The following is a 12,644-nucleotide window of genomic DNA, read 5'->3' as shown; positions in this document are numbered from 1 at the left end:
TTATAGTATGAAATTTGGAATTGACATTGGTCACAACTGTCCACCAGATATCGGTGCTACAGGAATTAAGCAAGAAGATGATTTAACTAAAGCAGTTGGCGAAATTGTTATTCAAAACTTACAAAAAGCAGGTTATACGGTTGTTAATTGTACTCCTAGTTCTGCTACTAGTGTAGATGACTCTCTTCGCAAAAGAGTTAATAAAGCTAACCAAGCAAATGTAGATTTTTACGTTTCAATTCACTTTAATAAATTTAATGGTATAGCGAATGGTACAGAAGTTTACGCAATCAGTCCAAAAGCCCGTGAAGTAGCCGATAAAGTTTTAGATGAAATTGTGGAATTAGGATTTAGAGATAGAGGAGTTAAAACCGCCAACTATTATGTTTTAAAAAATACTGATATGCCAGCGATTTTAATTGAATGTTGTTTTTGTGATTCGGCAAATGATATGACAAAATACCATGCCCAAACAATGGCTGATGCAATTACAAAAGGTTTAATTGGTAACTCTCAAACAAACAAAAAACCCCAGACTTTAATGATCAAAACTTCTACTTTCCTCAAGCCTTCCACAGAACAAGTTAAAGATTTACCAAAGGAAAGTTGTATAAAAATTGAACCTGGTACTTATCCAATTTTAGATGCTCATTTTGAAGAAGGACATTATTTAGTCGAGTGGCCTGTCAGTAGTAAAGGTAATCGCCGTGAACATTTTGTTTTTGCAGGTCATAGCGAAGTTAAATAAAATATAAATGATAAATATTAATTTTTTTAGGGGCGTAATGACATTACGCCCCTTCTCATATATTTGTAGTATCAATAAAGTGAATTTGGATAACTTAAATTTTATTGGCAAAAGCTTGCGGTTCAAATATGAGATACGTTCCTCCCAACCCTTCCACAATTGTGCGGGTGTTAGCAGTTAACATCTTTTGGTAAGTATCTCCATAGTTACCTGGTTTCCCCAAATTATCAGTCAAAAGTTGCCTTTCTGAAACTTTCACATTTGCTTGTTTAGCAACTGTATCAATAATATTAGAGTTAGTTGTGGTGTCTACAAAAATTGTCGGCACTCTTGATCTTCTGATTTCTCTAACTGCTGCTTTTACTCTCACAGGTGTAGGTTTAGAATTAGTATTAATTCTATCTAAAGCATTTATAGATGTAATATTATAAGCTTTGGCATAATAAGCCATAGCATTATTAGTCGTAACTAGTATACGATTATTAGCAGGGATACTATCAAGACGTAATTTAATCCATACATCTAACTGGTTTAATTCTTTTTTGATTTTTTGGGTATTCCTGCCATAGGAAGTAGAATTTTCAGGTATAGCTTTACTTAAGTTAGTACTAATAACCTCTGCCATTTTGATGCCATTTTTAGGATTGTGCCAGACATAAGGATTGGATACTAACTTGCCGTTCTTTTGATATTTCAATGGTTTAGGCACAGCACGTTGAGCAACTGCTATTTTTGCTGCACCGTTTTTACTAGCTTTAATTAATTTGAATAAACGTGGTTCAAAGTTATAGCCATTGAAAAAAATAATCTTTGCTTGTTCTATTGCTTGGCGATCGCCTGGTTTTGGTTGGTAGCGATCAGGATCGACACCAGGAGGAATCAAGCAAGTTAGGTTAATTGTGTTTTCTGCCACCTGTTTAACTAGGTCACAAAGTACACTTGTGGTAGCAACCACTTTAGGTAGATTATTGCTTGCTTCACTTGAGGATACAGTAGTTGGAGAAGATGGCCCCAATAAATTACCAGCATAATTACAGCCAACAAGTCCAATAGTGAAGGCAACAAAGATAATACGCAGAGGTTGGGGTGGTAGTAAATTGTTTGACATACATTGCTTACTGGCAGTTTATCATTGCTTGTCTGAAACTGAACTTTCAGGGAATCAGCTTAATAATATACGGTTAATATACAGCTTTGTTACAGTGGCAAACAGCTGTTCATTACTACAAATAATTGTGATTTAAACAAAATTAAACTGCTGTAAGCATTTACTACAAATTTCAAAAACTGACACAAGTAGAGCGATCGCCTAAAATTGGGCGAGTCGCCTATAAAATACAACTGTCCAAGCTGTACTGGCTGAGGTTTTGCATGATTCAATTCAGAGGTATAGTCTACAAGCGATCGCCTAACTAAAAAATACATACCGGAAATTAGCCGTTTTTTCGGAATTATCATCACAATGTATTATAATGACCACCCACCACCACACTTTTATGTGAGGTATAACCAACAAAAAGCCATAGTCAGTATTGAAACCTTGGAAATACTGGAAGGTAAACTTAGCTCTAGAGCTTTTAAACTAGTATCAGAATCGGCAACAATACATCAAACAGAATTGATGGAAAACTGGGAATTAGCTAGAGAAAATCAAACTTTAAACGCAGTCTTACCACTAGAGTAGTGAAAAATGCTTAAAGATATTGTTGCAGTAGAGCCAAGAGAAAATTACCAACTTTACATCCGCTTTGAAGATAGTATTGAAGGAGTAATTGATGTCAGTCAAATCGTTAAATTCACAGGTGTTTTTGCACCTTTACAAGATCGAGAATATTTTGCCCAGGTTGAAGTCAACCATGAAGTTGGTACGATCCAATGGCAATCAGGAGCCGATCTAGACCCAGATGTACTCTATGCAATAATCAGTAATCAGCCTATTCCCAATAATCAGTTAAGTCGTAGTGCTTAGGTTAGTCAGATTCTCGATTATAAATTTTCAGAGCGATCGCCTCAATATTTGTTTATCTATCCCTGCAAAAGTCCTTTGGTAATAAATTCATCGTCGGTGACTCACGCGATCGCTTTTTTGCCAAGCTGTTGAGAAGTGGTTACTTTTTTTCTAGATACTTGAGGATACCTTGAGCGATCGCTTCAGCCATTTTATCTTGATACTCTGGGGTTCTCAATCGAGCAGCATCTTCTGGATTATCAATAAAACCTGTTTCTATGAGAATTGCAGGCACAGAATTGTTTTTGAGGACGTACAAACCTTGACCTGATTTGATTCCCCTATTGAACCAGTCATTAACACTTTGGAAAATATAATTGTGGACTACTTCAGCCAAATGCTTGTTGCGATCGCTGGCATAAAAAGTTTCTAACCCCTTGTATTTTCCATTAAACACATTAGCATGAACACTGATAAACAAACTTGCGTCAACTTGTTTTGCCATATTCACTCTGTACCTCAAGCTTGGTGATACGCTATTTACATCTGAGATACTGATGTTGTTGGCATCTCGCGTCAATACAACTTGTATATCATTTCGCTCTAAAATTTCTGCTATCTTTTTGCTAATCGCTAAAACTAAATCATCTTCTTGCAAAAAACCACTGTTTCCTGTGTCCGGGACAATACCGTGTCCGGGATCAATCACTATTACTGGTTTGCTAGGAGTTGGAAAGGGTGGAGTAGTAGCTGGTGATGTAGAAGGTGCTGGTGCTGAGGCAATACCACAGATTTTACGAGTCTCTTGTGAAATAGCTAACCCACGATCAATCACTTTACGGGGGTCAATACTATAACTTTCTCCCAAGTTCGGTGTATAGGCTAAATAATTGTGTAACCAATCACAGCCCTGTACTATTAGCTGCTTTAAATTTTTTATTTCCCAAATCTTCTTTGTATCATCATCAGAAGCAGTAACTACCTTCTGACCATCTTGGGTAAAATTGGCACTTTTGACTCTATCTTGATACCACAGTGTAGCAATTTCTCGTCCTAGCAAATCCCATATTCGGACAGTGTTGTCATCAGCAGCAGTAACTATCTTTTGACCATCTGGGCTAAAACTAGCACTATTTACTTTATCTTGATGCCACATTGTAGCAATTTCCTGTCCAGACAAATCCCATATGCGGGCAGTGTTGTCATCAGAAGCAGTAACTATCTTTTGACCATCAGGACTTAAAGTTGCATTATTAACCTTGCCGAGATGTCCTTTGAGAGTAGCAATTTTTTTCCCTGACAAATCTGATATCGAAGTGGTTTTGTCATCGTTAAGCGTAACAGTGAGTTTTCTATCAGAAGAAGAAATTTCCTGCTGTTTGCGTTTAGGATCTTGAGTCTCTTGTTTGACAAATTGTTGCCCCGACCACATCCGAACAGTACCATCAGACGAAGCAGTAAGAATCCTTTGTCCATCAGGACTGAAACTGCCGCTATAAACACTATCTTGATGTCCTTGTAAAATGGCAATTTCCCGTCCTGTTAAGTCCCATACTCTAGCAGTATGATCTGATGCAGTCGTAACAATGTGCTGCCCATCCGGGCTAAAATTAGCACTGTAGATCGTGCCTTCATGTCCTCTGAGAATCGCTATTTGCTTTACTGACAATTCTGATACTGAACCTGACAATTCTGATACTAAAACAGTTTGCGGAGATAAGATAGTAAGGATTTTTTGCCCATCAGGACTAAAATTAGCACTACAAACAAGTCCCTGATCACCACTGAGTGAGTTTTGCTGTTTCCCTTCCAAGTCCCATTCTCGGATAGTTTGATCAGAGCCAGCAGTAATAATGCTTTGACCATCTAAACTAAAACTAGCGTTACAGACAATACCTGTATGACCCTTGAATATAGTGAGTTGCTTTCCTGCTAAGTCCCATATTCGAGCAGTTTTGTCTGATGAAGTGGTGATGATGCGTTTCCCATCCGAACTAAAGTTAGCACTCCAGACAGTACCCGTATGACCCTTAAAGGTAGTAAGAAGTTTCCCTGATAAGTCCCACACCTTGGCAGTTTTGTCAAAGGAAGCTGTCACTATACGTTTTCCATCCGGGCTAAAATTGGCTTTCCAAACAATGCCTTGATGTCCTCGCAAGCTAGCAATTAGTCGACCCGACAAATCCCACACTTGGGCAGTATTATCTGATGAAGTTGTGACAATATATTGCCCATTTGGACTAAGACTGGCATTGTTGAAACTACCCTGATGCTGAAGTAACAACTTCTGTTGCCACATTTTGTTTAAGATTGTCTGTAAAGCAAGGACTGGACTTGCAGCAGGATATTGTTGTAATTTTTGCAGGTTATTTTTTTCAACTAGTAGTTTTAGATCCTGTCCATCTTTGAGTGCTGCGGACAAAGCCCCCACTCGATCAAATTCAAATCTCGCTATATCAGCGTTTCCTGCCCGTTCCAGCCGTGTTCCTTCCTGGGCTAGCTGCAATTTCTTAGTATTTAATCCAGCAAGTACTCCTGAGATCACCGCCCCTACCAAAGTTACTCCTAACACCACAGAACCAATTTGAATCTGTCGCTTAGCTTTGTGGTTTGCTACTTCTAAAATCTTTTTTGCCTCTGCTTCTACTTCCAGCCGCTTCTGCACATATTGCTGTTCTAATTCCTGACTGGCTGCTAAAAACTGGTAATCTACATCACTTAAACTCTTACCTGCTGCCCAGGCTTGCGCATATCGCAAAGCCTGTCCTCGTAGCAAACGCGATTCATCCTCACGGTTAGATTCTACCCAAGCATCCAGTGTTTCTGCGTAGGGACGTAACTTAGCTAGTAACTTATTGCACCATTCTTCTTGAAACACCTCTGCATAGATGCGATTGTAAATTCGTAACCTCCCGTCGCGCTTGACTACTAATCCTGTCAGACGCAGTTCTGTTTGTTCAGGGCTATCATCGGCGGGAATTCCATCGGGAGACTGGACAATTTGCTGACATAATCCTAACAACCTCCCGGTACGCTGTTCACCACTTCGCATGATGCGATCGCGAATAGTTCTTAGGTGTTCGGGTTCGTCTTGTGCTTCCCAGTTTTCAATAACGCGCTGCCGCACTACGCAACTAACAAAATTAGAGGGATTTGGTACAGCAGATAAAGAAGACATCGCCGCATAAGGATGTGGTTCTTTACATTTCTCGCTTGCTTGATCTTTGTGTTCCAATAAACTTTGGGCTGCTTGCAACACCAGTTTACAAACCTTCTGAGTTAAAAACGGCTGTCCTCCAGTCCAATACAGCACTGCTGCCATCATCGCTTGCGGGTCGCAAAAATCCTTGAATCCCCGCGCCAGTGGTTCTGTTTCCTGTGGTTCAAATCCAGTTAAATCAATTGCTTTACCAATATTAAATGGTGTGCGTCGCTTGTCTTGAATCAAGTCTGAAGGAGTAGACACGCCTAAAATTGCAAATGTCAAACGGTTATAAACTGGTTTATCTGCGCGACGATTGTAACAATCCCGAATGACAGCAAAAAAATCGTCGGTATGAAATGGCAAACTCAGAATACTGTCAATTTCATCGATAAAAATAACTATATCTGTAGTAATTGCTTCTAGTAATATCGTGTCTAAAAACTTGCTTAACTTCTGGACTGGTGAGATTAAATTATTTTCTATCCACCAAGTTTCTAAATCAAAAGTAGTGTAAAGATTGAAACTACCAATTAAAGTATCAATTACTCCAGCGTACCACTGCTCTAGTGTAATATCTGCCGTGCCAATCGAAGTAATATCAATCACAGCACAGGCTACTCCTTCTGACTGCAGACGCCGCATTACCTGTACCCGCAAGCTAGATTTACCCATTTGCCGTGAGTTAAGAACGTAGCAAAAATCACCAGCTTTCAAGCCTGCATACAGGTCTTTGTCAGCTTGACGGGTAACGTAGGTTGGGGCATCTTGGGGAAGACTACCTCCGACTTGATAGTGGTACTGGGTCATATGGGGATTGAGGACAAGGGAAGGGGGACAAAGAGGACAAGGGAGATTAATTTGTTAGCAAAGCCATAACCCATCTATGTTTATCTGTGTTCATCGGTGTGCATCTGTGGTCGATTTTTTATTCCTTTATTGTGGGGCAAAACCTGTGGAGGCTAGGCATAGGTGGGGTTTCGCTGTCGCTTAACCCAACCTAGTATTTTCTATTTTTCTCCTACTTTTCCTTCTGCCTTCTTGAAAGTAACCTCACCCCGTCAAGAGAGGACACCCCTCTTTGCGAGTTCACCAGAGGGGCTGTTCTTGTGAGGTTTTTCATGCATGGCGGTGAAACTTGTTTCATCAGGACTGCCTTCTAATTAATTCCCAAGCGATCGCTGAAATATTGACAATATAAATCACACAACGGCATGACATCATTGCCTTGCAGTTTGACTAACCCCATGCTACGGAGTTGAAATGCTTCGGTTGTTCCTACATCTACTGGTGAATTTGCTGTCATCACTTGTCTAATTGCTACCAATAAGTTGGCATCATTTTCGATATTCAGCAAGTGGCGACGCAGATGATCGCTGTAGGGACCTTCTTCTGTGGGCGCGATTTGTTGTAGTTTCTCTAAGGTCATACGCCGACGCGCAATTTGATACAATGCTACTCGCACTAAGTAAGGATGACCACCAAACAAGCGCATGAACTGCTCTACTTCTAAATTATTCCAATTTAAACCATGTTTTTGTATTAAATTTTGCACCTGAATTTGCGTAAATTCTGGTAATTCAATTGGCAAACCAACATTAAAAGGTGATTGGTTGATGTTGAGAGGAATGTACACTTCTTTAGAATGTACAATTACCAGTCGTAGCTTTTGCCAGATAGGTTCATTTTTTGCCTTTTCGTGCCAAGAACGCAGCAATCCAAAAAACTCTTGGGCTATTTCGGGATGCTTAAAAACTTCATCAACTTCATCTAAACCCAAAGCTACAGGATGAGCAATCTCAGCCAATAAATAACGTTGGAAATAATTAGTACATTTATTTTTACTGCCTAAAATGCCTTTCCAATAATCAGCTAACTTATCTGGTAAATTTAACCCGTAAGTGATGCTAGCGGAAAACCACTGTAAAAATTTCTCCGAACTATTGAGAAATTCAGCATCTGCATCTTGGAAGTTGATGCATACAGTCTGATAACCTTGTTGTTCAGCGTGATGCAGAATTCGCCTCATCAGTGAACTTTTACCCATTTGCCTGGGTGCTTTCACCCGAATCAAAGCACCAGTTCTCACAATTGCTTCGTAACAGTCGGTTTCAATGGGTGGACGTTCGACATAAAAGGCAGAATCTAGAGGTACTTGTCCCTCTGGTTCTTCTAGGGGAAAAACAGATGTTGTAGAGGTAGGTGTTACCTGTTCTGATTTTTTCGATAGACGAATGACATTGCGATCGCTCCCATTTTCTATTTCACCTCGTTCTTGTGCTGGTGAAACATTGGACGCATAAGAATTTCCAGCTTTGTAAATATTACCTGGGCTTTTTAATACTGGGGTTGAAGACTCTGGAATTCCTTCTAGATCAATAGAAGCACAACCTAACTCGTATGCTTCTTCATAAGTTCTACCTGCGCCCAGAGCATCATAAAACCCAACCGCAAATTCAATTGCAGCCCTATCCCCAATTTTTTGGTTCATGCCAATCACATAATTAATATGTTGGTGAATCGCTTGGGCTTGAGCTTCAGAGTAGCAGGCGTTAAAGAATACACACTCGACTTTATCTTGAAAAAATCTGAATAGCCTAGCTAGAGATTCTGTACTTACAAGTTGCATCTCCCCAGCATTATTTTCCAATGCCAAACCTTGAGCGCCAGCTCCATGTCCAGAAAAATGAACTATTTGTGGTTCATAATCTAATAAAGCACGACGCAAATCGTCAGTACGCACTGCCCATTTGCAGATAATTTCAAACTGATCACGTCCTTTAGAACGTTGCAGCCCTGTTTCAATTTCCCGCACCTCTTCATCTAAGCGGAGCTTAGATGTATTTTTGGGGTTTGCCGATATAATTAATATTCTTTTCACGGTTAGATTAAGTTTTATAAATAGAAAATTTTGATAACAAGTAGTTTTAACTACATCACATTATCAGGTTATTTCTAAATATTTTTGAAAATCGGGAAGGGAGATTGGGGATAAGGGAAGCGAAACAAGGAGGGACACAAAGATATTGTACAGACGCGATTAATCACTATTGTACAGACGCGATTAATCACTATTGTACAGACGCGATGTTCCTCGCGTCTCTACTCAGACATTTCCTCAGTAGTACCTTTTATACGGCTGACAGAACTTCTGTGGATGCGATCGCTTTTACGAACACCACCAGCCATTTCATATTCCAGGCTGTCTTTGCCATACTTAAAAGCAACACCGATTAGCATTTTTTCGGAAAGATCGCCTAATTTCTTTTCCAACTCTTTCATTTCTGTTTTGGCAGAGTCAATCACAGCTAAAGCAGTATTATAAGCATCAAGCTTGGTACGGTATTGCTCGATTAGTTGTATCATATTTTGCAAAGTGCGAGCATCACCAAAATCCATATTAGGATCAATTGCTTTAAGTCCAGAAATTCTTAATTCGGCTTTTTCTAAAATGCGGGACGTGCGTTTTTTACGAGACATAGCTATACTCTTTATACATGCTTTTAGAGCTAGTTTGTCTTAATCAAATTCCATTCTGCATCAGCAAATTTGACATTAAATTGGATTTTTGTTCAATATTTCTGAAATTAGTATTAGTGTTTTTGCTTAGAACCTATTTAGCAAGTAAATATTAAGTAAATATTTAAGTAGGGTGCGTTACGGCTTCAGCCTAACGCATTGTATAATCTGCTGATGCGTTAAGCGTTGCCATAACCCACCCTAAAATTTAAGTGTCCTAACGACACAACTTAATGTCCTAACGAAATCAAAAATTTTGCTTGAAATTGCGTAATTGCAGATCAAATTCGTGTGTTCATAAATTAAGTAAAATGCAAAGTAGCACATGGAACCTTTTACTACTGCTGCGATCGCAATTGGATCTGTAGTCGCCACCAAGGCGTTAGAGAAAACGGGGGAAAAGGTAGGCGAAGTTTTAGTTTAACCTCACTCCCATCCCCTCTCCTTAGGAAGGAGAGGGATGGCGTAGCCGAGGTGAAGTTTTTATGATTTTGATATGATTTGTGATTAGTAATTTTAAATATGGAGTGATCGCTCAAATAGCAACTTTAAATCTTCCTGATGATGGTATTTTTGATGCTTTAATTGCTCAAGCTGCTTTAAAACAGAAATAAATGTTCTCCTGACGCTTAATCCCAGTCACCTTACTAGTTTGGGAAATGCGATCACTCAAATTATCTAAATCCCCAAGTAAATGCGATCGCAATTGATGATGACTTTTGAGACTTTATTTATAAAATAAAAATAAAATTGCCGTAGGATGTATTAAGCACATATTTTAATTTTTGAGAAGATTATAAGTGCCTAACGCATTGCGAGTTAATGTGGCACGTTAGGCTAAAATAACGTATTTTACTTACTTCTATGACAGTAGAAATCAATACTCTGGATTCTGCCATACCTGAGCAAGAACAAGAATTTCACTGGCAAGAATGCTGGTATCCCATCTGCTTTGTACAAGATTTACCAAAAAATCGCCCTTATAGTTTTTCTTTATACGAAGAACCATTTGTCTTATTTAAAAATCAAGATGGACAACTGGTTTGTTTAAGCGATCGCTGTCCTCATCGTGCTGCCAAATTGTCTGATGGACAGATTATCGATGGCAAAATAGAATGCTTATACCACGGTTGGCAGTTTGGTAGTGATGGCGAATGTCTGCATATTCCGCAGTTACCAAAAGATGCCAAAATTCCTGCTCATGCTTGTGTGCGATCATTTCCGGTTGTGGAACATCAAAGCATGGTTTGGATGTGGGCCAGTGCAACAATCACTGCTGATGAAAAACGTATTCCAGCCATCGCAGAATTAGACAAACCTGAAACTGTCAGCATGGACTATATGCGCGATCTCCCTTATGAGCAAAGCTTTTTAATAGAAAATATTATAGATCCGGCTCATGTTTTTATCGCCCACGATGGCAGCGATGGCAATCGCAAATATGCCCAACCATTAGATATAGAGGTGGTGGATAATTCAGTTTGGGGTATTTATGGTAAGTGGCGCATAGCAGGAGAATCCAGGGGGTTTTTCCAAAATTGGCAAAAGCTTGATTTTATTGCCCCAAATTTAGTTCATTATCAATTTAGTGCTAAAAACCCAGATTGGTCATTAGGATTAGCAATATATTCACTTCCACTAGGTAAAAACCGATGTCGTATTCTCCTGAGAAGATATCGTAACTTTATGACTTGTCCTATGCAATTCATGCCTCGCTGGTTCCACCACCTACGCCAAAACAGAATATTAGAAGAGGACATGTCGGTTGTTGTGGGACAACAAGCAGAAATCCAGCGTTTGGGAAACAGCCTCAAAGAAATATTTCTACCTCTCAAAACATCTGACACCTTGGTAATTGAGTATCGCAAGTGGCTGGATAAGTTTGGTTTATCTTTGCCGTATTATCAGGGCTATTCGACATCAAAAAATATTCACGGGAATAATAGCGATCGGCATCAACAAACCCCAACTTTAGACCGATTGTCGCAACACATACATATCTGTAATTCTTGTCATCAAGCCTATCGAGTTAGTGATCGCCTCAAACAAACTTTTGTGGGAATAGCGATCGCACTTGCAGCTTTAGCGATCATTACAGACAGTTCTTCCATACAACTAGCAGCCGTATCTACTTCTGTTGTAGCTGTAGTTTTGGCAATTATCGCTCAAAAAGTTAAAACCCGCCTTGAACGTCCTTACAACCGTCAGGCGAAAGGTTGGTTAAGTTGAACAGATTTGTCTGAATCTTCCTACACCCCTAAACCTTTATATCCCTACACCCATTTTCAAGCTAAATGGTAGTGCGATCGCTTTTATAGTAATGTAGAATAAGTTGGTATTTGGTTGGTAGTAATATCAAGTTCGGTTAATCACTTAGAATAAAAAACCTCACAAGAACAGCCCCTTCACCCCTAATCCCCACTCCCTTAGGGGAGTGGGGCCCCCGAGTTCCCCAGAGGGGACCCCCCCATCCCCTCTCCTTAGCAAGAACAGGGGTGCCGAAGGCGGGGTGAGGTAAAAGGGAATTGTAAGTAATCATGCGAACTTGATATAACTACCAACCAGCAACAACCAATCATCAAACCAAATAGCAATTTTGAGCAACTGAGAAAGCAACATTTAGTGACGATTAAAGTTCAGCAGTAACTTTAGTTACGAGTTTTTGCAATTTATTCTCATTTTTCAGTCGGAAGATTTTCTCTAAGTCGCTCACAGCAAGGCTTTTGCAATACTTCAGCCTTGATTTCCTCCCAATAATTAAAAAAATTTAAATCGCATTTATTATCAAAAAAAAAGTGATATGTTGGATACAGAATTGAATTTCGCATCTTTCTGGAGTAGTTGTCCGTAATCTACTCCAGATTTCTAAACCCCAAAACCGCATCAATAGTAGTACTTTGGGCTGATTGTCATGAGCCTATGAGTGCAACTTAAAAATAAGCTCAAAAAAACTTAATTTATTGGCAAAGCATTGCTGTAACTAGGTTTGAGGTGAGTACAAAAACACTTGTCCCCTTCTCCATAAATACTTGTACTTCCACCCCAAAATACTAGTACCCCTACCCAAAAAAATTTTTTAATTCTTCACAAAGCCCTCATAATTAGGGCTGAGAAATTTGAGTACAAACTTAATAAATCTAATAAATCTTATCCAAGTTGCATATCCAGCCTCCCTATCTCACGGCTGATATAAAACATATATCGCCAATCACTTGACGCACCAATCA

The 12,644-nt window shown here is 39.4% G+C and carries 9 protein-coding genes; 4 read left to right on the top strand and 5 right to left on the bottom strand.

Annotated elements, in window-relative coordinates; translation table 11 throughout:
* Positions 1-7 precede the first annotated feature (7 nt).
* Entirely contained in the window at positions 8-748 is a 741-nt protein-coding gene (locus tag RS893_RS16660) for an N-acetylmuramoyl-L-alanine amidase (protein ID WP_315785397.1), read from the top strand.
* A gap of 94 nt (positions 749-842) precedes the next feature.
* Here the strand turns inward: RS893_RS16660 and RS893_RS16655 are convergent, their stop codons facing one another.
* Together RS893_RS16655 and RS893_RS16650 are read right to left on the bottom strand one after the other, a co-directional pair.
* The gene (locus RS893_RS16655) at positions 843-1,856 is read right to left on the bottom strand and encodes a metal ABC transporter solute-binding protein, Zn/Mn family (RefSeq protein WP_315785394.1); all 1,014 of its coding nucleotides are present in this window, start codon (positions 1,854-1,856) and stop codon (positions 843-845) included.
* A gap of 89 nt (positions 1,857-1,945) precedes the next feature.
* Entirely contained in the window at positions 1,946-2,206 is a 261-nt protein-coding gene (locus RS893_RS16650) for a hypothetical protein (protein WP_315785392.1), read from the bottom strand.
* A 4-nt stretch (positions 2,207-2,210) separates the two neighbouring features.
* Between RS893_RS16650 and RS893_RS16645 the strand changes: the two genes are divergently transcribed.
* On the top strand, positions 2,211-2,432 hold the full coding sequence (locus RS893_RS16645) for a DUF4160 domain-containing protein (RefSeq protein ID WP_315785389.1): 222 nt from the start codon (positions 2,211-2,213) through the stop codon (positions 2,430-2,432).
* 6 nt (positions 2,433-2,438) lie between these two features.
* Complete coding sequence (locus RS893_RS16640) at positions 2,439-2,717, top strand: DUF2442 domain-containing protein (protein ID WP_315785387.1); 279 nt, start codon at positions 2,439-2,441, stop codon at positions 2,715-2,717.
* A 139-nt stretch (positions 2,718-2,856) separates the two neighbouring features.
* Here the strand turns inward: RS893_RS16640 and RS893_RS16635 are convergent, their stop codons facing one another.
* The 3 genes from RS893_RS16635 to RS893_RS16625 form a co-directional block, all read right to left on the bottom strand.
* The gene (locus RS893_RS16635; RefSeq protein ID WP_315785385.1) at positions 2,857-6,708 is read right to left on the bottom strand and encodes an N-acetylmuramoyl-L-alanine amidase; all 3,852 of its coding nucleotides are present in this window, start codon (positions 6,706-6,708) and stop codon (positions 2,857-2,859) included.
* Positions 6,709-7,057: 349 nt separating this feature from the next.
* On the bottom strand, positions 7,058-8,779 hold the full coding sequence (locus RS893_RS16630; RefSeq protein WP_315785382.1) for an AAA-like domain-containing protein: 1,722 nt from the start codon (positions 8,777-8,779) through the stop codon (positions 7,058-7,060).
* Between the two features lie 221 nt (positions 8,780-9,000).
* Entirely contained in the window at positions 9,001-9,378 is a 378-nt protein-coding gene (locus RS893_RS16625) for a hypothetical protein (protein ID WP_315785379.1), read from the bottom strand.
* Between the two features lie 903 nt (positions 9,379-10,281).
* On the opposite strand from RS893_RS16625, the gene RS893_RS16620 reads away from it, so the two are divergent.
* Positions 10,282-11,646, top strand: a complete 1,365-nt coding sequence (locus tag RS893_RS16620; protein WP_315785376.1) for a Rieske 2Fe-2S domain-containing protein — start codon at positions 10,282-10,284, stop codon at positions 11,644-11,646.
* The last annotated feature ends 998 nt before the right edge of the window (positions 11,647-12,644 follow it).

Origin of the sequence: Fischerella sp. JS2, from assembly GCF_032393985.1 — a bacterium.
Lineage (GTDB): Bacteria > Cyanobacteriota > Cyanobacteriia > Cyanobacteriales > Nostocaceae > Fischerella.
The sequence above is the reverse complement of the archived record's forward strand: the minus strand, read 5'-3'. Positions and strand labels throughout refer to the sequence as shown.